General features: G+C 66.0%; 21 protein-coding genes. 13 read left to right on the top strand and 8 right to left on the bottom strand.

The genetic code is table 11. The features are described 5' to 3' along the window. Positions 1 to 5: 5 nt before the first annotated feature. Positions 6 to 1,010 (top strand): cation diffusion facilitator family transporter, encoded by a 1,005-nt coding sequence (locus tag ACZYZ4_RS09650; RefSeq protein ID WP_463860318.1) that lies wholly within the window; start codon positions 6 to 8, stop codon positions 1,008 to 1,010. A gap of 61 nt (positions 1,011 to 1,071) precedes the next feature. Here the strand turns inward: ACZYZ4_RS09650 and ACZYZ4_RS09645 are convergent, their stop codons facing one another. Further along, a complete protein-coding gene (locus ACZYZ4_RS09645) occupies positions 1,072 to 2,280 on the bottom strand; it encodes an MFS transporter (RefSeq protein ID WP_463860317.1) in 1,209 nt (402 codons plus the stop codon). Positions 2,281 to 2,346: 66 nt separating this feature from the next. On the opposite strand from ACZYZ4_RS09645, the gene ACZYZ4_RS09640 reads away from it, so the two are divergent. The 7 genes from ACZYZ4_RS09640 to ACZYZ4_RS09610 are packed head-to-tail and all read left to right on the top strand — an operon-like array spanning position 2,347 to position 4,770. After that, a complete protein-coding gene (locus ACZYZ4_RS09640; protein WP_463860315.1) occupies positions 2,347 to 2,805 on the top strand; it encodes a (deoxy)nucleoside triphosphate pyrophosphohydrolase in 459 nt (152 codons plus the stop codon). 28 nt (positions 2,806 to 2,833) lie between these two features. Next, on the top strand, positions 2,834 to 3,346 hold the full coding sequence (locus ACZYZ4_RS09635; RefSeq protein WP_463860313.1) for an ATP-binding cassette domain-containing protein: 513 nt from the start codon (positions 2,834 to 2,836) through the stop codon (positions 3,344 to 3,346). A gap of 8 nt (positions 3,347 to 3,354) precedes the next feature. Next, positions 3,355 to 3,558, top strand: a complete 204-nt coding sequence (locus tag ACZYZ4_RS09630) for a hypothetical protein (RefSeq protein WP_463860311.1) — start codon at positions 3,355 to 3,357, stop codon at positions 3,556 to 3,558. After that, positions 3,555 to 3,755, top strand: coding sequence for an NIL domain-containing protein (locus tag ACZYZ4_RS09625; RefSeq protein WP_463860309.1), 201 nt, complete (start codon positions 3,555 to 3,557; stop codon positions 3,753 to 3,755). Before ACZYZ4_RS09630 ends, ACZYZ4_RS09625 begins: the two co-directional genes overlap by 4 nt. Then, the gene (locus ACZYZ4_RS09620; protein WP_463860307.1) at positions 3,752 to 4,138 is read left to right on the top strand and encodes a hypothetical protein; all 387 of its coding nucleotides are present in this window, start codon (positions 3,752 to 3,754) and stop codon (positions 4,136 to 4,138) included. The genes ACZYZ4_RS09625 and ACZYZ4_RS09620 overlap by 4 nt, the downstream gene beginning before the upstream one ends. Next, positions 4,107 to 4,466 carry a MetQ/NlpA family ABC transporter substrate-binding protein gene (locus tag ACZYZ4_RS09615; protein WP_463860305.1) on the top strand — a complete coding sequence of 120 codons (360 nt, stop codon included), beginning with the start codon at positions 4,107 to 4,109 and terminating at the stop codon, positions 4,464 to 4,466. The genes ACZYZ4_RS09620 and ACZYZ4_RS09615 overlap by 32 nt, the downstream gene beginning before the upstream one ends. Next, the gene (locus ACZYZ4_RS09610) at positions 4,441 to 4,770 is read left to right on the top strand and encodes a MetQ/NlpA family ABC transporter substrate-binding protein (RefSeq protein WP_463860303.1); all 330 of its coding nucleotides are present in this window, start codon (positions 4,441 to 4,443) and stop codon (positions 4,768 to 4,770) included. The genes ACZYZ4_RS09615 and ACZYZ4_RS09610 overlap by 26 nt, the downstream gene beginning before the upstream one ends. Positions 4,771 to 4,780: 10 nt before the next feature. On the opposite strand, the gene ACZYZ4_RS09605 is transcribed toward ACZYZ4_RS09610, so the two are convergent. The 3 genes from ACZYZ4_RS09605 to ACZYZ4_RS09595 form a co-directional block, all read right to left on the bottom strand. Beyond that, positions 4,781 to 5,911, bottom strand: coding sequence for an Rv2578c family radical SAM protein (locus tag ACZYZ4_RS09605; RefSeq protein ID WP_463860301.1), 1,131 nt, complete (start codon positions 5,909 to 5,911; stop codon positions 4,781 to 4,783). Between the two features lie 91 nt (positions 5,912 to 6,002). Continuing rightward, positions 6,003 to 6,647 carry an SIMPL domain-containing protein gene (locus tag ACZYZ4_RS09600; RefSeq protein ID WP_463860299.1) on the bottom strand — a complete coding sequence of 215 codons (645 nt, stop codon included), beginning with the start codon at positions 6,645 to 6,647 and terminating at the stop codon, positions 6,003 to 6,005. After that, the gene (locus ACZYZ4_RS09595; protein ID WP_463860297.1) at positions 6,580 to 7,131 is read right to left on the bottom strand and encodes a hypothetical protein; all 552 of its coding nucleotides are present in this window, start codon (positions 7,129 to 7,131) and stop codon (positions 6,580 to 6,582) included. Before ACZYZ4_RS09595 ends, ACZYZ4_RS09600 begins: the two co-directional genes overlap by 68 nt. Positions 7,132 to 7,332: 201 nt before the next feature. Between ACZYZ4_RS09595 and pheS the strand changes: the two genes are divergently transcribed. The 3 genes from pheS (at position 7,333) to ACZYZ4_RS09580 (ending at position 11,639) form a co-directional block, all read left to right on the top strand. Next, a complete protein-coding gene (pheS, locus tag ACZYZ4_RS09590) occupies positions 7,333 to 8,394 on the top strand; it encodes a phenylalanine--tRNA ligase subunit alpha (RefSeq protein WP_463860295.1) in 1,062 nt (353 codons plus the stop codon). A 2-nt stretch (positions 8,395 to 8,396) separates the two neighbouring features. Then, positions 8,397 to 10,940 (top strand): phenylalanine--tRNA ligase subunit beta, encoded by a 2,544-nt coding sequence (gene pheT / locus ACZYZ4_RS09585; protein WP_463860293.1) that lies wholly within the window; start codon positions 8,397 to 8,399, stop codon positions 10,938 to 10,940. 300 nt (positions 10,941 to 11,240) lie between these two features. Beyond that, positions 11,241 to 11,639 carry a 4'-phosphopantetheinyl transferase family protein gene (locus ACZYZ4_RS09580; protein ID WP_463860291.1) on the top strand — a complete coding sequence of 133 codons (399 nt, stop codon included), beginning with the start codon at positions 11,241 to 11,243 and terminating at the stop codon, positions 11,637 to 11,639. A gap of 47 nt (positions 11,640 to 11,686) precedes the next feature. On the opposite strand, the gene ACZYZ4_RS09575 is transcribed toward ACZYZ4_RS09580, so the two are convergent. The 4 genes from ACZYZ4_RS09575 to ACZYZ4_RS09560 all read right to left on the bottom strand — a co-directional run bounded on the left by ACZYZ4_RS09575 (position 11,687) and on the right by ACZYZ4_RS09560 (position 19,373). After that, on the bottom strand, positions 11,687 to 13,066 hold the full coding sequence (locus tag ACZYZ4_RS09575) for a M1 family metallopeptidase (protein WP_463860289.1): 1,380 nt from the start codon (positions 13,064 to 13,066) through the stop codon (positions 11,687 to 11,689). 47 nt (positions 13,067 to 13,113) lie between these two features. Then, a complete protein-coding gene (locus ACZYZ4_RS09570; protein WP_463860575.1) occupies positions 13,114 to 17,004 on the bottom strand; it encodes a Pls/PosA family non-ribosomal peptide synthetase in 3,891 nt (1,296 codons plus the stop codon). 156 nt (positions 17,005 to 17,160) lie between these two features. Beyond that, positions 17,161 to 18,123: a quinone oxidoreductase family protein gene (locus ACZYZ4_RS09565; RefSeq protein ID WP_463860287.1), complete on the bottom strand. Its 963-nt coding sequence runs from the start codon at positions 18,121 to 18,123 to the stop codon at positions 17,161 to 17,163. A gap of 158 nt (positions 18,124 to 18,281) precedes the next feature. Then, positions 18,282 to 19,373 (bottom strand): fatty acid desaturase family protein, encoded by a 1,092-nt coding sequence (locus tag ACZYZ4_RS09560; RefSeq protein ID WP_104063390.1) that lies wholly within the window; start codon positions 19,371 to 19,373, stop codon positions 18,282 to 18,284. Between the two features lie 173 nt (positions 19,374 to 19,546). Between ACZYZ4_RS09560 and argC the strand changes: the two genes are divergently transcribed. Continuing rightward, positions 19,547 to 20,578 carry an N-acetyl-gamma-glutamyl-phosphate reductase gene (gene argC / locus ACZYZ4_RS09555; RefSeq protein ID WP_463860285.1) on the top strand — a complete coding sequence of 344 codons (1,032 nt, stop codon included), beginning with the start codon at positions 19,547 to 19,549 and terminating at the stop codon, positions 20,576 to 20,578. Then, positions 20,575 to 21,741: a bifunctional glutamate N-acetyltransferase/amino-acid acetyltransferase ArgJ gene (argJ, locus tag ACZYZ4_RS09550; protein ID WP_463860283.1), complete on the top strand. Its 1,167-nt coding sequence runs from the start codon at positions 20,575 to 20,577 to the stop codon at positions 21,739 to 21,741. The genes argC and argJ overlap by 4 nt, the downstream gene beginning before the upstream one ends. Positions 21,742 to 21,750 lie beyond the last annotated feature (9 nt).

Raw genomic sequence — 21,750 nt, 5'->3', positions numbered from 1 at the left:
CCTCCGTGGCTGCAAATGGCGGTACCAAGGCGATCGTCGCGGCCCTAGCCGCAAATCTGACCATCGCCGTCCTGAAATTCGTGGCCTTTTTTCTGACGGCATCCTCGTCAATGCTGGCCGAAGCCATCCACTCTGTGGCCGACTCGGGCAACCAACTGCTGCTCCTGATCGGCGGCAAGCGCGCCAGGAAGGCAGCCAGCCCAGAGCACCCGTTCGGGTATGGCCGCGAACGCTACATTTACGCCTTTATCGTCTCGATCGTGCTCTTCAGCGTGGGCGGGCTCTTTGCACTTTTCGAAGCGTGGGAGAAACTGCAGCACCCGCATGCCATCGAAGGGGACTTCTGGTGGGTTCCCCTGGCTGTGCTGATCGGCGCCATCGTGGCTGAGTCCTTCTCGTTCCGGACGGCCATCATCGAGTCCAACCACGTCCGCGGCAAGCAAGGCTGGGTGAGTTTTGTGCGCACGGCCAAACAGCCGGAGCTTCCGGTCATCCTGCTGGAAGACCTCGGTGCGCTTCTCGGCCTTGTGTTCGCGCTCGTCGGTGTGAGCATGACCCTCGTCACCGGCAACGGGATCTGGGACGCCGCGGGCACAGGCATGATCGGCCTGCTGCTTGTGGCCATCGCGGTGGTGCTGGCTATCGAAACCAAGTCCCTGCTGCTGGGCGAGTCTGCCACCCGCGATGACGTGGCCCGCATCAGTGAGGCCATCGAGGCCGGGGGACACAACCGCATCATCCACCTCAAGACCCTTCACCTCGGACCGGAGGAGCTGCTGGTGGCCGCCAAGATCTCCGTGGATGCCGCCGAAAACGGCCGGGACATCGCCGCCGCGATTGATGGTGCCGAGTCCCGGATCCGCACGGCTGTTCCGATGGCCCGGGTGATCTACCTCGAACCGGACCTGCATCGCGAAGACGGTCCGACGGACGAGATCTCAGGCGCAGGTCGGGTTCCAGGCGACGGCCACATTTCCGCCGAGGCCGGGGCTCAGGACGCGCAGGCCTGACGTTCGTTCCTCAGCGCACCGAATGCTTCGGTGAAGCCGCTGGCCGCCCCGTTCCCCCGGATCAGGCGGCCAGCGGCTTCTTGCGTTCCAGGAGGCCGCTGGTTACGGCGATGCCAAAGCCTAGGACAGCCAATACGGCCCCCACGAGCGCGGGCGCCACGAAGCCCCAGCCCCAGGCGATCACTACGCCGCCCAGGAAGGCGCCCAAGGCATTGGCAACGTTGAGCGCGGCGTGGTTGAGCGAAGAAGCGAGGGAGGGGGCGTCCGGCGAGGCATCCAACAAGCGGGTCTGCAGGGCCGGGATCAGCATGGAGCCGGACGCTCCCACCACAAAGACCATCACGAGGGCTGACCAGGGCCAGTGCACAGCTACCGCGTAAACCATCAGGGCGACGGCGATTCCGGGCAGGACCCAGTACAGCGTCCCCATCACTGACTTGTCGGCAAGCCTGCCGCCCACGATGGTTCCCGCCACCATGCCCAGTCCGTAGAGTGCGACGACAATGGGGAGCAGCGACGCCGGAATCCCGGCCACCAGGGTCATGGTGTGGGCTATGTAGGTGTAGGTCGCGAAGAAGCCGCCAAAGCCCACGATGCCGATCAGGATGGCCAGCCACACCTGAAGCCGCCTGAGCGCACCGAGTTCGCGGCGGATGCTCGCGTCAGGATGAGGTGCCTGGTACGGAACATAGCGCAACAGCAGTACCAGCGTCAGCAAGCCAATACCTCCCACGAGGAGGAACAGCAGCCGCCAGCCGAAGGTCTGGCCGACCCACGTGGCCGCGGGGACGCCGATGACGTTTGAAACGGACAGGCCTGCCATGACCATGGAAATGGCCCAACCGCGGCGGGTGGGGGAAACCAGGGAGGCGGCGATCACGGCCGCGACTCCGAAGAATGCGCCGTGCGGCAGTCCGGCCGCAAACCGGGAAACCAGCATGCTGCCGTAATCGGGAGCAAGATAGGACGTCAGGTTGGCAAGGGTGAAGAACAGCATGAGGCCGAGCGCGAGGTGTTTGCGCGGAAGTTTGGCTCCGACTGCGGCGAGCAGTGGCGCGCCCACCACAACTCCGAGAGCATAGGCGGAGATGAGGTGCCCCGCCTCCGGGGTGCTGATGCTGAGTCCTTGTTCCACCTCTTTCAGCAGGCCCATCATGGTGAACTCCGTGACGCCGATTCCGACGCCGCCCATGGCCAGCGCGAAAATCGCTGCGCCAACGTGCGGAGTCTTCGCCTTGGACGCGGTGGGTGTTTGGACGACGCTGCTCATGTGCCTGCTTTTCAAAGGGGTTGCTGGGGAAGGCCCGAAGACCATTCTCCCTCATAGACTGGTGCGGTGAGTGGACTGATACAGGTAGTTGGCGGAGCAATAGTGGACTCGTTAATGAAGCCGACGCGCATGCTGGTAGCCAGACGGACTGCTCCCGAGCAGTTCGCTGGACTCTGGGAATTCCCCGGCGGCAAGGTGGAGGCCGCGGAACAGTGCGAGGCTGCGCTGCACCGGGAACTCAGGGAGGAACTTGGCGTAGAGGTCCGTCTGGGGCCGGAACTCCCCGCCGGGACGGCGGCTGGCTGGCGGCTGAACGAGCGGGCCAGCATGCGGGTGTGGTTGGCGGAAATTTCCAACGGTGATCCCCAGCCGCTCGAAGACCACGACCTGCTGAAATGGATCAGCACTACGAACCGTGATGAAGCTCTCAGTCTTCCGTGGATCCCGGCCGACTTCCCTATTGTCCGGGCACTTCTTGAATCCTTGGGCACACCTGTTGTTTCAACTGCCCCCGCTGAATTTTAGGACGGCCCGACGCCCAAAATCGCGGCGTATGTTCGGCGCCGTTTCCCCGGAGGGCATTCCGGATTCATCACAGCACAGAACTTCTGAGGAGCGCCATGATGCCGGAAGCACCCTGATCCGCGCCATCAATTCACTGGAGCGTCCCGAATCCGGCAGCGTCACCGTTGACGGCCGTGACATGACCACCCTGGAAGGGGCGGAACTGCGCGCGGCACCGCACAACATCGGCATGATCTTCCAGCACTTCAACCTGCTCAGCAGTCGCACTGTCCAGGCGAACGTGGAGCTGTCCCTGGAAATCACCGGTGCCAGCCGCGGGCAGTGCCGTACGCGTTCGCTGGAATTCCTGGAGCTTGTAGGCCTTCATGGAAAGGCTTCGGCATATCCCGCCCAGCTGTCCGGCGGCCAGAAGCAGCGGGTGGGCATCGCCCGCGCCCTGGCGTCCAGCCCGTCCGTCCTCCTCAGCAATGAGGCCACCTCGGCGCTGGACCCTGACACAACGCAGCAGATCCTGGACCTGATCCGGCAGCTCATGACCTAGGATTGACCGTGCTTTTGATCACCCACGAAATGGACGTCGTGAAACGGATCTGCGACTCCGCCGCCGTGATGAGCCAGGGAAAAATCCTGGAGCAGGGATCGGTGGAGCAGTTGTTGACTACGGAAAGTCCCTTGCTCGGCCATGCGCTTTTTCCCCTCGGTGAGATTCCCGAGACGGCGAACACCATAGTGGAGATCACCTTACCGGCGTGACCGTGGGCCGCCCTGTCTTCGCCCAGTTGGCACGCAAGCGCGGCATTGACGTCGGCATCCTCGGCGCCGCGCTCGAAACCATCCACGGGCACCAGACCGGGCGGACCAGGCTGGAACTCCCGGGGGAGAGGCAGGCCGTGGACGCGGCCATAGCCCACCTTCGGTCGCAGGGGCTATTTGTGGAGGTAATCAAGTGATTGACCGCAATGATCCGTACTTCTGGGCAGACTGGTTTGAGACGATCCTCAAGGGCGCCGGGGAAACTTTCTACACCGTGGGCGTCAGCCTGCTATTCACCGTCCTGTTCGGGCTGGCCGCCGGTGTGCTGTTGGTGACCACCACAGCGCTCTGTATTTCCCTACGTGCACGCATCCCCATATCACCCCGCACCATCCTGAAGGGGATCCCCATGATCCGAACACATGTCATCAAAGCAGCAGCCGCCGGTATCGCAGTCGTCCTGGCGCTGTCCGCCTGCGGTTCCAGCAGCTCTTCCGATGCGTCCAGCACCATCAAGGTGGGGGCCCTGGCCGTCCCCGCCATGGGACATGCTCAAACATGTCCAGCGCGAGCTTGCTGAGGCCGAGGGCCTGACGGCCGAGTACAAGGAGTTCAGCGACTACACGCCGAACCCCGCCGTCAGCGACGGTGACATGGATGCCAACCTCTCCCAGACCACCACCTTCCTGGAGACGTACAACAAAGCGTCCGGCAAGAACCTGGTCAGCGTCGGTAAGGTCTACCTGCCGTCGATGGCGCTCTACTCGAATGACATCGCCGAACTGCAGGACCTGCCCGACGGCGCCAGCGTCGCCATCCCCCAACGATCCCACCAACGAGTCCCGGGCCCTGAAGCTGCTCGCCTCGAAGGGCCTCATCGAGGTGACAGAGAATCCCATCACGCTTAAGGACGTTACGGCCAACCCGAAGAACATCCAGTTCACCGAGATTGAGAACGCCAGCCTCCCGCAGGCCCTCAACGACAAGGACGCCGCCATTGTGACCCTGGCGTTCGCACTGCCTGCCGGATTGAGCGCGGATAAGCAGTTGCTGGTGGAAGGTAAGGACAGCGCTTACTACAACGTGCTTGCGGTCAAGGCCGAGATGACGGACGATCCCCGGGTGCAGAAGCTCTACAAGATACTGACCTCCCAGGACATGAAGGACTTCCTGCAGGAGAAGTACAAGGGTCTGGTCGTTCCGGCCAGCTAGGAATCTGCCACTAGAACAGGGTGGGCTGCTGACGCGGCCCGGTAGCGGCGGGCTGGGTCTCCGCAGCCGGGCGCTTTTGCGCGCCGACGGAGTTTGGTGAAGGGATGCTCCCGGCCGGATACGAGGCTTCCTCGCCGCGGGGGTCGTCCTCCAAATCGCGGTGGCTGAAGCCGTGGAAACTTGCAAAGCCGTGCCGCTGCTTGAAGTAGCGGACTTTGGCGGCGAGCCACGTGCGGTATTCCTTGGAGGCATAGGAGCCTGTGCCGTAGAGCCTCCGGTAGCGGCCTGCCAGTTCCGGGTGGTTCCTGGCAATCCACTCCATAAACCATTCCCGGGTACCCGGCTTCAGGTAAAGGGCGCCTGCCGTCACACCTGTGGCCCCTGCGGCGGCCAAGGAGCCGAACAGGGCATCGAGCGCTTCGTCACTGTCCGACAGCCACGGCAGGATGGGCATCGCCATTACACCGCAGGGGAGCCCGGCATCACGTAAGCGGGAGACCAGCTTCAGCCGCGCACGCGGCCCCGGCGTGCCTGGTTCCACGGCTTCCGAGAGTGCCTCGTCCGTCATCGCCAGGGAAATGCCCACCCCTACCGGCACCTGGGCGGCAGCCCGCTTCAGGAGCGGAATGTCCCGGGCCAACAACGTCCCCTTGGTGAGGATGGACAACGGTGTTCCTGAGTCCGCCAGCGCCGTGATGATTCCCGGCATCAGCTGGTAGCGGCCCTCGGCCCGTTGGTAGGGATCGGTGTTGGTGCCAAGCGCCACCTGGTGGCGGCCCCAGGACGGCTTGGCCAGCTCCTTCCGGAGGACCTCGGCGGCATTGACCTTGACCACCACCTGGCTGTCAAAATCCAGCCCGGCGTCAAAGTCCAAGTACGTGTGGCTCTTGCGCGCAAAACAGTAAACACAGGCATGGCTGCAGCCGCGGTACGGGTTCACGGTCCACTCGAACGGCATCCGCGACCCGGCCACCACCTTGTTGAGCACCGATTTGGCGGTGACCTCATGGAAGGTGATGCCGGCGAATTCGGGGGTGGTGACCGAACGGACCAACCCGGCAAGGGGGAGCAAGGCGGGTGATGGGCCACTTCCGAGGTCATCGGCGGGCCGGGGCATCAGTGCTTGTGCATCCCATCTCATGTCTTCTATTCGAAGATATGTTCGAACTTAAGTCAAGGACCGGATACTGCGGAAGTGCGCGCGCCGGACTCGACACCGGCTGGGGGAGCCGTCAGGCCTGCAGTTCCCACACCACAGTGACGCTGGCGTTGATGCTCGCGTGGCCCGCTTCCACGCTGATGGCTTCGCTGGCGGCCGCGCGCTGGAGTCGGGCCACCGGAACTGGCCCGGGCGCATCAGGGTGCTCGGCAAGGGAGATCACCGGGCCAAGCCGTGCGGACGCCAGGGACGCAAACTGTTCGGCCCGGGCGACGGCATCCTGCCACGCAGCTTCCCGGGCAAGGGCGGCAACGGCTGACTCATCCGAGAAACCAAGCTCCAGTCCGTGCAGACGCACGTCGTCGCCGCCGGCACCTACTGCGGCGGCAATAAGACCGGACGCCGCAGTCACTTGGCGCAGGCGTACTGTAAGCACACTGGAGGCCACATACCCGGTCACTTGCTGGCCCCCGCCGTCGCGCCAGACGAACTCCGGCCGGACATTCAGCCCGGACGTCCGGATGTCCGCGTCGGCCACGCCATGCTGGCGGAGCGCACTGGATACAGCGCCGGACGATGATCCCGCATCCGCATAAGCGGTGCCCACGCTGTCCCGCCGGCATTCGATGCCCACGGAAATGGTCAGTAGGTCAGGTGGCGCCTCGGCCGTCCCCGTTCCGGTCACGGTGATGGTCCTGGTATTGGGTTCGCCCGTCATTGTCAGACCTCGATTCCGCCGGCCCCTGGGGCGCCGGCCTTGGTGTCCTGATGTCAACGTAACCGCCGGCTGCCAGGCCGGCTTGCCGTTCGAAGTAATTTGCGGACGCCGGATCGCCCGTCCGTAGCAGCGACCAGCCTGCAGCCAAGAAATACAGCGGAAGGAAGGGCAGACCCAGGCAGTAGGCGTACTGGCTGCAGTGCTTTTCCTCATGCCCGAGGAGCGCCGGATTGGATGTCAGTTCTTCAGTCTGAATCCGGCAGATGACCATGTTGCCAAGAGTGAAGGCTCCCGCATACGGAATGCGCCACCGGTATCCGGACGCTATGACCAGCCCTCGGGGGCCTTGGCTGACGGCGGTTCCCGCAGCTGCGGCAACCGCCAAGCCCAACAGGGTAGTTCCGTTGGCCAGGTTGGCGAGCTGCCGCACCCGCTGCCCCGGCGTCAACAGCTGCGCGGCTGCCCGGCCCTGCCCTTGTGTCATGAGGCCATGGTAGCCGGAGCCTTCACTTAGACTGGAGGATAGCGGCCACCAGTCTTGATCGGTGTGCCCTGACCTGGTCATCGAGTGCATTCATCAAGCATGGATTCACGGAATGACCTGCCAGTGACGGATGCGCTGCCGGGAAACCTCGCACGGCCGCACCGCTCACCGGCAGCCCCGACTCGTAGCTAAGAACAGTAGATGACTGAAACTTTGCCGGGCGCCGCCATCCCGAACCCTACGGATGAAGCCGCCATCACTGCCGCTGTAGACCAGGCCATCGCCGCCATTGCCGGCGCCGGCTCCCTTGACGAACTCAAGGCGGTGAGGCTGGCGCACACCGGTGAGAAGTCACCGCTCAGCCTGGCCAACCGGGAGATCGGCGGACTGCCGAAAGACCAGAAAGCCGTAGCCGGCAAACTCATGGGTTCCTCCCGGGGCCGGGTCAACAAGGCGCTCGCCGACCGTACCGCCGAGCTGGAAGCCGAAAACGACGCCCGGATCCTGCTGGAAGAGACAGTGGACGTCACTGCCGCACCCCGCCGTCGTCGGGCAGGAGCCCGTCACCCACTCTCCACGCTGCAGGACCGCGTGGCGGACATCTTTGTTGGCATGGGGTGGGAAATCGCCGAAGGCCCCGAGGTGGAATCTGAATGGTTTAACTTCGACGCCCTGAACTTCAAGCCGGACCACCCGGCCCGCGAAATGCAGGACACTTTCTTCGTGGAGCCCCCCGAAGCCCACCTCGTAATGCGGACCCATACTTCCCCGGTGCAGGTTCGCTCCATGCTGGAGCGCGAACTGCCCATCTATGTGCTGTGCCCGGGCAAGGTGTTCCGCACCGATGAGCTGGACGCCACCCACACTCCGGTGTTCCACCAGTTCGAGGGCCTCGCCATCGACAGGAACCTGAGCATGGCCGACCTTCTCGGAACTCTGGAACACTTCACCCGCCAGATGTTCGGCGACGAAGCCCAGGTCCGACTGCGCCCGAACTACTTCCCGTTCACCGAGCCGTCCGCCGAGCTGGACATCTGGCACCCGGGCGCAAAGGGCGGCCCGCGCTGGATCGAGTGGGGCGGCTGCGGCATGGTCAACCCCAACGTGCTCCGCGCGGCGGGCATCGACCCGGACATCTATTCAGGCTTTGCCTTCGGCATGGGCATCGAGCGCGCCCTAATGTTCCGCAATGAGGTGGGCGACATGCGCGACATGATCGAAGGCGATGTACGTTTCAGCGAGCATTTCGGGATGGAGATCTAACAGTGCGTATCCCACTTTCCTGGCTGCGTGAATTCGCAGCAGTACCGGCCGGAGCAACGGCCGAAGACGTTATGGCCGAACTGGTCAAGGTTGGCTTTGAAGAAGAGGACGTCCACCGCCCCACGGACGCCCTGCAGGGTCCGGTTGTGGTGGGCCAGGTCCTGAGCGTCGTCAAGGAACCCCAGACCAACGGCAAGACCATCAACTGGTGCCAGGTCCGGGTTGTCCCCGAAGGCCAGGAACAGACCCTGACCGGCGACGGCATCGACCCCTCCGGCGTGCAGGGGATCATCTGCGGCGCCCACAACTTCGTTGAGGGCGACAAAGTAGTGGTCACCCTGCCCGGAGCGGTCCTGCCCGGCGACTTCCGTATCTCCGCCCGGAAGACGTACGGCCACCTCTCCGCCGGCATGATCGCCTCCGTCCGCGAGCTTGGCATCGGCGAGGACCACGACGGCATTCTGGTCCTGTCCCGCATCGGGCTTGATCCGGAAATCGGCACGGACGCCATGGAACTGCTGGGCCTCTATGACCAGGCAGCCGAGATCAACGTGACTCCGGACCGCGGCTACGCGTTCTCCATCCGTGGTGTGGCCCGTGAATACGCCCACGCCACCGGAACTTCCTTCACGGACCCCGCCGCCGAGGTCCGGGCCCCGGCGGAACTTTCCGGCGGCTACGGCGTGAAGCTCAACGATGATGCTCCCGTCTACGGCAAGCCCGGCTGCGACCGTTTCGTGGCCCGCACCGTCCGCGGTGTCAATGCCACCAAGCCGACGCCCCCGTGGATGACCTCGCGGCTGCGGCTTGCCGGAATCCGCTCCATCTCCCTGCCGGTGGACATCTCCAACTACGTGATGCTCGAGCTTGGCCAGCCCACGCACTGCTATGACCTGGACAAACTGTCCGGCGACATCGTGGTCCGGCGCGCCGTGGCGGGGGAGAAGATCACCACCCTGGACGACAAGGAGCGCACGCTCGACGTCGAGGACCTCCTCATCACGGACGGTTCCGGCGCGATCGGCATTGCCGGTGTGATGGGCGGTGCAGCCACGGAGGTGAGCGATTCGACGTCGAACGTCCTGGTTGAGGCGGCGCACTTCGACGAGGTGTCCATTGGCCGATCCCGCCGCCGGCACAAGCTGCCGTCCGAGGCGTCCAAGCGCTTCGAGCGCGGCGTCGACTGGCACGTGGCGGACATCGCTGCCCAGCGTGTTGTTGACCTCCTGGTGGAACTTGCCGGTGGGGTTGCTGACCAGGCGGGGACCGACGTCGGGACCGCGCCGGACGCCGTGACCATCGCGCTACCGGCTGCCTTCGCCGCCCAGCGGATCGGCATCGACTTCACGGAAGAACAGATCACCACCTCGCTGGTGGACCTCGGTGCCGTGGTGGAAAAAGCCGACGGCGGCTGGACCGTTACCGCCCCCAGCTGGCGCAACGACCTGGAAACCAAGGAAGACCTCTCCGAGGAAATCGCGCGGCTGGTGGGCTACGACAACATCCCCGCCACCCTTCCGGTGGCCCCTCCGGGACGTGGCCTGACCCGCGTGCAGCAGCAGCGCCGTCGGCTCATCCAGGCACTGGCTGACGCCGGTCTGACCGAAGTCCTGGCCTACCCGTTCGTCTCCAAGGCCGCCAACGAGACGTTCGGCGTCGCCGAGCAGGGTGCTGCCCGGAGCGCGGTCAAGCTGGCGAACCCGATTAGCGAGGAACACGGCTTCCTGCGCACGTCCATCCTCCCCGGGCTCATCGAGGTGGCCAAGCGGAACTACTCCCGCGGCTTCCGCGACCTGGCGCTCTTCGAGTCGGGCCTCGTTTTCCTGCCCGGCGGGACCGTGGGAACACCGTCCATCCCGCCGCTGGGCGTCAAGCCTTCCGACGAGGTGCTGGATGCGCTGTACGACGGCGTCCCGGACCAGCCGCTGTACGTCGCCGCTGTCCTCACGGGCCACGATTCACCCGCTGCCGCCGGCCACACGCCGCGCTTGTGGGACTGGTCCGACGCGCTGGATATTGCCCGGCTCGCCGGGGATGTCCTGGGTGTGGAGGTCGTTGTCAGCCAGGGTGCGCACCAGGCGTTCCACCCGGGCCGCGCTGCGCAGCTCTCGCTTCGGACCGGTGAAGTGGTGGGTTACGCCGGCGAGCTGCACCCGAAGCTCGTGGCCGCGCACGACATGCCTGCCCGTTCGGTGGCGCTGGAATTCAACGCGGATGCGCTGTTCGAGGCAGCCGCGGATGTGATTGTGGCCCGCCACATCTCCACGTTCCCGGTAGCCACCCAGGACGTTGCCCTGGTGGTACCGCAGGACATTCCCGCGGACCAGGTCCTCGAGGCTCTGCGCGAAGGCGCCGGCGAGCTGTTGGAGGACGTGGCGCTGTTCGACGTCTACGCCGGCAAGGGTATTGAAGAAGGCAAGAAATCGCTGGCCTTCGGCTTGCGTTTCCGGGCTACGGACCGGACGTTGACTGCCGATGAGGCCTCGGCTGCGCGCGAAAACGCTGTGGCCCTGGCTGCAGAGCGCTTCGGCGCCGTGCAGCGCTAAGCCCGGATCCGGATGGCGAGGCCGGGCTCTCCAATGCCGGTCCTGCGTTCCTGCCCTCCCGGCCTACCGGGAGGGTGGGAGCCGACGGCGGGCCGCCAGCCGGTACTGCTGGGGCCTGCCGAACTGGCCCGCGCCGCCGCCCTGGCTCCTCGCCCACGGGCCGTCTTTGTGGCTGGCCGGCGTGCCCTGCGAACGTTCGCCGCAGAACTCCTGGACGTCCCGGCGTCGGATTTAATCACACACTTCAGCTGCCCCCGGTGCGGCGCCGGCCCCGAGTTATCGCACGGCAGGCCCGGTTACATGCTCAGGGGAGAACCGGTGCCGCTCGCGCTGAGCCTGTCCCGGAGTTCCGGTTGGATCCTGCTGGGCGCTGTTGTGGAGCCACCTGCCGGACTCACGATAGGCGTGGACCTGGCGGACCCGTCCGGCATGGCCTTTGAAGGGTTCGACGGCGTGGCGCTCACCGCCGCCGAGCGCGCGGCCCTCGACGGGCTGGCCGGGCCTCAGCTGCTGCAGGAGCGGGCACGGCTCTGGACGCGCAAGGAAGCATGGCTCAAGATGACGGGCGACGGCCTCATTACTGCCCCGGACACCCTCGATGTTTTGTCCCGCCCGGGAATCCGGGACCTGGCCGCCGGAGAGGCGGGCCTCCCGCTCAACTTTCGCGCCGCCGTCGCGGTTTCACGAACCGGCAGCTAGCGCGCTGGCCGAACAATAGAGCTGGGGCCCGCTAGCGGCGTTGCCCGTCAGCGCACAGGCAGCGGCGGAAGGGTTGCCTCGAGCAGCCACGGGTGCAGCAGCGCCTCCGTGTCCAGGCCGGTGGCCCGGTCCGCGGCGATGATAAAGGCCGCCGTGGACACCGAACCGTGACGGTGGGCATCCGTCCAATCGTGCAACAGCGCAAAAAATGCCAGGTCGCCGCAACGGATCCGCAGGGCATGCAGGGCCAAGGCTCCGCGCTTGTAGACTCGGTCATCAAACATAAGCTCCGGCCCGGGATCGCCCACGATGATGTCTTGGCTGCCGGCGGCCAGCTTCCGCCAGGCTGAGGCGGCCCGGTCCGCGACGGGTAGGACGCCTGCTTCCTCGGACCAGATCCACTCCGCGTAGCAGGCGAAGCCCTCGTGGAGCCAGATGTCCGTCCAGGACGCGGCGGTGAGGGAGTTCCCGAACCACTGGTGCGCGAGCTCGTGGGCGATGAGGCGCTGGGACTCCCACTCCTGCGTCAGGTGGTTCCGGCCCAGGATGGAAAGCGTTTGCGCCTCTAGCGGTATTTCCAGCTCGTCTTCGGTCACCACCACGGAATATTCCGAGAACGGGTAGGGCCCGAAGCAGTTGGCAAAGGTGCGCATCATCTCCGGCTGCCTCGCCAGGCCTTCGCGGGCCGCATCGACCAACAGCGCCGGGATGGCGGCGAACTGCGGAACCTGCCCGTCCACGGGGAAGGGAGTCAGTGTGAGGAACTCATACCGGCCGATCTGGACCGTGGCAAGGTAGGTGGCCATGGGCTCCGCCTGCTCGTAGACCCAGGTCTCGCGGCTGGCCCTGCTGGTATGGGAGACCAGCGTGCCGTTACACACGGCCCGGTAACTGGCGTCGGTGGTCACACTGATCCGGTAGCTGGCCTTGTCACCGGGGTGGTCGTTGCACGGGAACCAGGAGGCGGCACCGTTCGGCTGGCCGGCCACGAGGACGCCGTCGGTGAGTTCTTCCCAGCCCACCTCGCCCCAGAACCCGCGCCGGGGACCAGGGTTGCCTTCGTACCGGATATCCAGGGTAAATTCCTCGCCCGCCGGCAGTGCGGCCTCGGGCACAATGACCAATTGCCCGGCGCGCTGGCTGAACTTTTTTACCCGGCGCCCGCTGAGCTGGATCTTCGTGGCCCGGAGCCCCGTCAGGTCCAGCACAAGGGCCGCCGTCGCGTACTGGGTGACAGCGCGCAGGACCGCGCGCCCGCTTAGGCGGTTGCTGCTGAGCTTGTAGTCAAGGTCCAGTTCATAGCGACTGACCTTGTACGCGTTCGTGCCATGGCCCGGCATGTAGGGATCAGGTGCTGAAGCAGCCTGCTCCGACGTGCGGGCAGGGCCGGTACTCGCGGCCGTCGGGCTCGGTGCGGGGGAACTCATAAGTCGGTCTTTCCGATCAGCGTAGGGGCGGCAGGACAGCTGCAGGGCTACCGTGGTTTGGGAGCGGACGCTGCGGGACCGCTCCAGGGGCTCACCGGGTTACCCATCCAATAGGTCGCGGCTGGCACCGATTCGCCCCGCATCACCAGCGACGCCGGCCCTACAGTTCCACCGCTGCCGATGCTCGCCTGCGGCAGGATGACACCGTGGGGCCCCATGGTTGCTCCGTCTTCGAGGGTAACAGTGTCCAGGCTCATGACGCGGTCGTGGAACAGGTGCGTCTGGACCACGCAGCCCCTGTTGACGGTGGAGTTCCGCCCGAGGAACACGAGGTCAGCTTCGGGGAGCCAGTAGCTTTCGCACCATGTTCCGCGGCCGATCCGTGCGCCGAGCGCCCGGAGCCACCAGACCAGGGCCGGCGTGCCGGTTGCTGCACGGGCGAACCAGGGGGCGCTGACCATTTCGATAAACGTGTCCACCACCTCATTGCGCCAGATGAAGGAGCTCCAGAGCGGGTGTTCGCCGGTACGGATCCGTCCCACGAGGACCCATTTGGCGACGACGGCGCTGCCCGCGGCCACCGCGCCCGCCAGCAGCATCACGACACCGCCCAGGGCTGCGGCAATTCCGTAGTTGTACGTGGCGGCCAGCCAGTCGAAGGCAAGTATCACGGCGGCTGCGATGGAGACCGTGGTCATGACGGGGACGAAGCGGCCCAGTTCCCAGAGGCCGCGCGCAATCTTGAGCCTCAGCGGCGGCTGGAAGGTGCGCGTGTCATCCGAGGCGATGGCGGTGCGCCGGAGCCGCACGGGCGGGCTGCCCAGCCACGACGTCCCGGACTTGGCCTTGGCTGGTGTGGCCGACAGGACGGCGACGAGTGAGTTCTTGGGGACGTTCCGCCCGGCAGCGGTCATGCCGGAGTTGCCCAGGAAGGAGCGCTTGCCGATCTTCGCAGGCGCAATTCGCAGCCACCCGCCGTCGAGCTCGTAGGAGGCCACCATGGTGTCGTCGGCCAGGAAGGCGCCTTCGCCCACGGTGGTCATCTTGGGGATGAGCAGGACCGTGGAGGCTTCGACGTTCTTGCCGATCTTGGCACCGAGGAGGCGCAGCCAGACTGGAGTGAAAAGGCTGGCGTAGATCGGGAAGAGCAGGTCGCGGGCCAAGTCCAGTACGCGTTCCGTGGCCCAGACCTGCCAGCCGATCCGGCTGCGGACGCGGTAGTAGCCCTCGGCTAGGCCGATGCCGAGCAACCGGGTGGTGACCAAAATGAGCAGCAGGTTGACGACGAACCACACGAGGGCCGCGGGTGCGAGGCCGAGCAGGAGCTGCGGGACGGCGGCGGAGAGCGATTCACTGCCCCGGATAAAGCCAAAGACCACCAGTGCCGCGGCGGCGGCGGACACGTAAGGGATCAGGGCCAGCACGGCCGAAGCCGCGGCGAATCCGGCGAACCAGAGCCGACCAATCAGCCGATGTTCTGCGGGAGTGTCCGGCAGCGAGTGCTTGGCCTTGCCCCGACGCTCGGCCGGGGACCCGGCCACGTGGTGGCCGGCCTTCACCTTGCCGAGGACGGCCGAGCCCGGCTCCACCTGGGCTCCGGCGCCGATGGAAGCCCCGGGCATCAGCGTGCTGCGCGCCCCGATGCTGGCTCCTGCCCCGATGTGGACCGCCCCGATGTGGACGATGTCCCCGTCGATCCACCAACCGGAAAGATCCACCTCAGGCTCGACGTTGGAGCCACTGCCGAGGGAAAGCAGCCCGGTTACCGGCGGCAGCGAGTGCAGCTGGACGTCGTTGCCGATCTTGGCGCCCAGCGCCCGGGCGTAGTACGGCACCCACGGTGCGCTGGCGAGGCTGATGGCACCGGCTAGGTCCTGGATCTGTTCGGCCAGCCAGAGGCGCAGGTGCACGCGCCCGGAGCGCGGGTACGTTCCAGGTCCCACCTTCCGGAGCAGGATCCGGGCCGCGGCCACGGAAAACAGCATCCGGCCGGCCGGAGAGACGAATACGAGCCAGGATGCGGCCACCCACCACCAGGAAACGGTGGGGGCCGCGCTGAAGCCGGCCAAAGCGGCCAGCACGTTGTTAGCCGCCATGACGTAGGTCAGCCAGCGCATCCCCACCAAGATGTGCAAGGGAATGCCCATCAACGTCTGAAAGACCTGGGACTTGAACGCGGTGGGGCGCACAGTCCTGGACGGCGCCGGTCCGGCGGCCACTCCGTCGGGAAGCGTCTGGCGGGCCGCATCAATCAGGGCCCCGATCCTGGGCGTGGCATAGATGTCGGCGACCGTGATGGTCGGGTACCGGCCCCTGAGGGCGGAGACCAGCTGGGCAGCGGACAGCGAGCCGCCGCCGTAGGCGAAGAAGTCGGCGTCGAGGCTTGATACGGGGCTGCCAAGGACGGCAGTCCACTGTTCGGCCACCCAGGCGGCATCTTCCGGCAGGTTCAACGGAGCAGCGTCGGCCTCCGCCGCGCCGGTCCCGGTTAATGGCCAGGGCAGGGCATGACGGTCCACTTTGCCGCTGGTTTTCGTAGGCAGGGACTCGACGACGGTCAGCAGCGGAATGAGGGGGGCGGGGAGACTCGCCGCCAGGAGTTCGCGGGCTGCCACCAGATCAAGGTCCGCATCAGCGGCGGCCAGGTATCCCACCAGGATCTGGTTGCCCGCCGCGGTAGTCCGTACGGCCGCCGCAGCTCCGGCAACGTGGGGGAGGGCCTGCAGGGCGGCGTCAATTTCGCCCAGCTCGATCCGGCGTCCACCGAGCTTGACCTGTTCGTCGGCGCGGCCCATAAAGATCAGTCCGGCGGCTTCGTAGCGGACCAGATCGCCGGAACGGTAAGCGCGATCCCAGCCGAAGGACGGCATGGGCGCGTACTTCTCCCGGTCCTTGTCCAGGTCAAGGTAACGGGCCAGCCCGACGCCGCCGATGATCAGCTCGCCGATGTCCCCTTCGTCGACGGGCAGCCCTTCGGCATCCACCACGGCCAGGTCCCAGCCGTCCAGCGGCAGCCCGATCCGGACCGGACTGGGGCCGCCCAGAGGGGCCGCGCAGGCCACTACCGTGGCCTCCGTGGGGCCGTAGGTGTTCCATACTTCACGGCCCGGGACGGCAAGCCGCTCGGCGAGCTCGGGCGGGCAGGCCTCGCCGCCGAAAATCAGGAGCCGGACACTCTCCAGGGACTCGGCCGGCCAGAGGGCAGCAAGTGTAGGAACAGTGGACACTGCGGTAATGCCGTGGCTGATGAGCCACGGGCCGAGGTCCGTTCCCGTCCTGACCAGGGCACGCGGCGCGGGCACCAGGCAGGCACCATGACGCCAGGCAAGCCACATTTCCTCGCACGAGGCATCAAAGGCGACGGAAAGCCCTGCCAGCACCCTGTCCTGCGGGCCGAGGGGTTCCTCCTGCAGGAGGAGCCGGGCTTCGGCGTCAACAAAGGCAGCGGCGGAGCGGTGGCGGACGGCGACGCCCTTGGGTGTGCCGGTGGACCCGGACGTAAAGATCACCCACGCGTCATCTCCGGGTTCGGCAGCACGGCGCTCGGCTTCACGGCGTTCTGCGGGTTCCCGGGAGCCAGGTTCGGAGACTGCGGCCCCGCCGGTGAGCACTGCGGCCACGCCTGCCTCGCCGAAGACGAGCCTTGCACGTTCCTCGGGGTCGTCGGCGTCCACAGGCACGTAGGCGGCACCGATGTGCAGGATCGCGAGAATCGAGATGTACAGCTCGTTGGTCCCAGACGGAATCCGCACGCCGATCCTGTCGCCGGCGCCCAGCCCGGCGGCCTGGAGCTCACGTCCTTTGGCCCGGACCGCGGTCATCAGGTCGGCGTAGCTCAGGGAACCCCGGCCGTCGTCGAGCGCCGATGCCTCGGGGAATCTTGCTGCCGAGTCCTCCAGGATAGCCATGAGGGTCCGCTCGGGCGGGGCTAGGGGCATACCGGCCAGCTGGGGGCGGTATAGATTTTCCGGCAGGGATGCCACGACGTTTGACTGATGCTCACTCACGGACGGATTCTGCCTGAGGAAAGTGAATGGAAGGTGTCCAGGGTTCGTTGAAGATTCATGTTCTTTTCACGCGGGAAGCGGGCGCCATTAGGGAACCAGCAGGACCTTGCCCGTGGTGCGCCGGCCCTCGAGGTCCTCATGGGCGCGTCGCGCCTCGGCCAGGGGGTAGGTGGCACCGATCCGTACCTTCACGCTTCCGTCGGCTACGGCCCCAAAGACCTCGCTGGAGCGCCACAGCCGTTCCTGCGGGTTGGCGAGGAAATGCGCCAGTGTCGGCCGCGTCAGCGACAGCGAGCCGCCGGCATTGAGCCGCTGCGGATCCACCGGCGGCACCGCCCCGGAGGCGGCCCCGAACAGGACAAGGAAGCCGCGTGTGCGCAGGCTGGCAAGCGAACCGTCAAACGTATCTTTTCCCACGCCGTCGTAGACCACCTGGACGCCGGCGCCGTCCGTGAGGTCGCGGACTGCTTCGGCGAATCCTTCATAGCGGAGCACAACGTCGGCGCCGGCTCCCTTGGCCAGTGCTTCCTTCTCGTCGGTGGAGACCGTGGTGATAACCCGGGCTCCGCGGGCCTTCAGGAGCTGGGTAATCAGCAGACCCACGCCGCCTGCGCCCGCATGGACCAGCACTGTGTGGCCGGGCTCCACCTTGAAAGATGAGTTGATCAGATAGTGGGCGGTCATGCCCTGGAGGGGCAACGCAGCCGCCGTCAGAAGGTCCACGCCATCCGGTACGGGGAGCGCTTTCGCAGCGTCCACCACGGTGTAGCCTGCGTAGCATTGCCGGCCCTCGGCTGTTGCCACCCGGCTGCCTGCGGTAAAGCCCTCAACGCCCTCGCCGATTTCCTCGACAACGCCCGCTGCCTCTGAGCCCGGCGTGAAAGGGTAGGCAACCTTGTACATGCCGCCGCGCTGGTAGGTGTCAATGAAATTGACGCCCGTGGCCGCCACTTTCATGAGCAATTGGCCAGGGCCAAGCGTCGGTCGGTCCTCCTCGGCAAGCTCGAGGACTTCCGGGCCTCCGGACTGGCGGGCGACGATGGCATGCATAAAGGGTCTCCTCTCCGGGCGGGGATTTCCCGCGGCCGGTGTCTCTGACCATCCTAGGGACACCGCCACCGACGGCGAAGCGACGGCCGGTAGCCGGCCGTCGCTTCGGGTCATGCGGGGGAAGAGTCTTACGGGGGAGCCGCGTGACTCGTGGGGTGCTAGAACCGCCGGGTCACCGTGGCCATGGGGCACTCGAAGTGGCGTCCTGCAGCAAGGCCTACGTCGTTGAGGTAGCGGACGATGATGCCGTAGGACTGCAGCAGCGTGGTTTCCGTGTAGGGAACCTGGTGCTTCTTGCAGTACTCACGGACGATCTTGGCAGCCTTGTCCAGCTGGGGGCGTGCCATGTCCGGGAAGAGGTGGTGCTCAGCCTGGCGGTTCAGGCCGCCGAGCAGGATGTCCATAAACCGGCCGCCGGAGATGTTCCGTGACGTCAGGACCTGGCGGCTGAAGAAGTCCACGCGGCTGTCCGCGGGCAGGACCGGCATGCCCTTGTGGTTCGGTGCAAAGGAAGCGCCCATGTAGAAACCAAACACGGCAAGCTGCACGCCGATGAAGGCAAACGCCATTCCCAGCGGCAGGAACGTAAAAGCGAGCACGGGCAGGAGGCTTAGCCGGACCAGCAAAATGGGAAGCTCTACCCAGCGGTGCGTGACCTTGGCCCGGCGGAAGACGAACTTCACCGAATCGATCTGCAGACCGAGGCCAACAAGGAACAGCAACGGGAAGAAGAACCAGCCCTGCTTGCGGGTCAGGAATGAAAACCGGCCCTGCCGCGTGGCGGCACCTTCGGTGTGGAAGGCGATGGCCCCGGTGGCAATGTCCGGATCCTTGGAAATGACATTGGGGTGGTTGTGGTGGGCGCCGTGCTTCTGCTCCCACCAGGAGTAGCTCATGCCTGCCACCGAGGTGGCCAGGATCCGAGCCGTCCAGTCGTTGGCCCGGCGCGACGCGAAGATCTGGCGGTGCCCGGCCTCGTGGGCCAGGAAACTCAGCTGCGTGCAAAGAACCCCGACGGCCGCGGCGATGAGGAGCTGGAACCAGCTGTCGCCGATCAGGGCGAAGCCGAACCAGGTGGCGGCCATCAGGAGGACCAGGCTGGCAAAGAGCGTGATGTAGAAACCGACGCGGCGTTCCAGCAGGCCTTCAGCCTTGACGCTCTTCAACAGCTCCGAATAGCTCAGGACAACGGCGTTGGGCTGCCGGACACGCGATTTAGGGCGCTCTGACGTGGGGAGGGTGGTGGTCATGGAGCGGGGCCTCGTAACTGTTTCGGGCAACGGTGCAGCCGACATTCGGACGGCACGGTCAGGATCACCCTCACCCCATCTTACGCGTGCTTGTCTAGCGGCCCTGAGAATCGAAGAAACGCGGATGCATAAATATCGGGCACACTGAATACTTTTGCTGTAAGATTCAGGGCATGACTATTTCTGTTGCCGTCTCCGGAGCCAGTGGCTACGCCGGGGGAGAAGTCCTGCGCCTCCTCGCAGGGCATCCGGACGTGACCATCGGTGCCATCACAGCGCACAGCAATGCAGGCTCCCGCCTCGGTGAGCTGCAGCCGCACCTGCATGGGCTGGCCAGCCGCATCCTGGAAGACACCACGGTGGAAAATCTTTCCGGGCACGATGTGGTGTTCCTGGCACTCCCGCACGGGGCTTCCGCCGAGATCGCGGCGCAGCTTCCCGAAGACACTATTGTGATCGACGCCGGCGCAGACCACCGCCTCGAAGATCCGGCAGCGTGGGAAAAGTTCTATGGCTCGGCCCATGCCGGCACGTGGCCCTACGGTCTGCCGGAGCTCCCCGGCCAGCGCGAGGTCCTCAAGGGCGCCACGCGGATCGCCGTCCCGGGCTGCTACCCGACGTCAGCCCTCTTGGCGCTGACGCCCGGGTTCGCCGCCAAGCTGCTCCAGCCCGACGACGTCGTGATCGTCTCCGCCTCAGGCACCTCAGGTGCGGGCAAGGCCGCGAAGGTGAACCTCATCGGTTCTGAGGTGATGGGCTCCATGAGCCCCTACGGCGTGGGCGGCGGCCACCGCCACACCCCCGAGATTGAACAGGGGCTTTCCAGCGCCGCGGGGGAGAGCGTCACGGTGTCCTTCACCCCGACGCTCGCGCCGATGAGCCGCGGCATCCTCACCACCGCCACCGCTAAGGTCAAGCCCGGCACCACTGCTGCGGACCTCCGCCAGGCCTGGGCTGATGCCTACGACGACGAACCGTTTGTCCACCTCCTGCCGGAAGGACAATGGCCTGCCACCAAATCGGTCCAGGGCTCCAACCACGCCGCCATGCAGCTGGCACTGGATGAACACACCGGCCGCGTGATTGTGACTTGCGTCATTGATAACCTCACCAAGGGAACTGCCGGCGGCGCCGTGCAGTCCATGAACATTGCGCTAGGCCTGCCGGAAACCGCCGGCCTCAACCTGCAGGGAGTTGCACCGTGACCGTTACCGCCCCCCTGGGATTCCGCGCCGCAGGCGTCACCGCCGGCCTGAAGACGTCCGGCAAGCCGGACTTCGCCCTGGTCGTCAATGACGGCCCGTCCAAGGCGGCGGCCGCCGTCTTTACCAGCAACCGTGTGGCCGCGGCTCCCGTCCACTGGTCCCGCCAGGTGGTCTCGGATGGCCGAGTGGACGCAGTTATCCTCAACTCCGGCGGTGCCAACGCCTGTACCGGACCCCTGGGGTTCCAGAACACCCACAGCACGGCCGAGAAAGTGGCTGCTGTCCTGGGCCTCTCGGCGACGGACGTGTTTGTCTGTTCCACCGGGCTGATCGGCGAGCAGTTGCCCATGGACAAGATTCTCCCGGGCGTCGAAGCTGCCTCGGCAGCGCTCAGCACCGACGGCGGGCCGGATGCGGCCAACGCCATCATGACCACAGACTCGGTGCCCAAGTCCGCGCTGTTCATCGGCACGGACGCCGACGGCCAGGAGTTCACCATCGGCGGCATCGCCAAGGGCGCCGGCATGCTGGCACCCGGCCTGGCCACCATGCTGGTGGTCCTCACCACTGACGCCGACGTCGAAGCGGAAATGCTCGACGTCGTCCTTCGCGATGCCACGCGCGTCACCTTCGACCGGGCTGATTCGGACGGCTGCATGTCCACCAACGACACCGTGGTGCTGCTGGCTTCCGGCGCGTCCGGCGCGGTCCCGTCCGCGGAAGCCTTTGGTGCCGGGCTGACCCAGGTGTGCGCTGAACTGGCGCGCAAGCTGATCGGGGACGCCGAAGGCGCCAGCCACGATATCGCAATCCGTACGTTCAACGCGGCCAGCGAGCGGGACGCCGAAACCGTTAGCCGCTCCGTGGCCCGGTCCAACCTGTTCAAGGCAGCCATCTTCGGTAAGGACCCCAACTGGGGCCGCGTGCTGTCCGCGGTGGGCACCACGGACGCCGTGTTCGAACCGGACCAGCTGAACGTCGCCATCAATGGCATCCAGATCTGCCGCAGCGGCAGCATCGGCGACGACCGAAACCTGGTTGACCTGGAACCCCGCGAAGTCCTGGTGGAAATTGACCTGCAGTCCGGTGACGCCGAAGCCACCATCTGGACCAACGACCTCACCCACGACTACGTCCACGAGAACAGCGCCTACTCGAGCTGATCCTCACGC

The sequence above is a fragment of the Pseudarthrobacter adonitolis genome (genome assembly GCF_055412845.1).
Note: the sequence above shows the minus strand (reverse complement) of the source record. Positions and strands in the feature narration are given on the sequence as shown.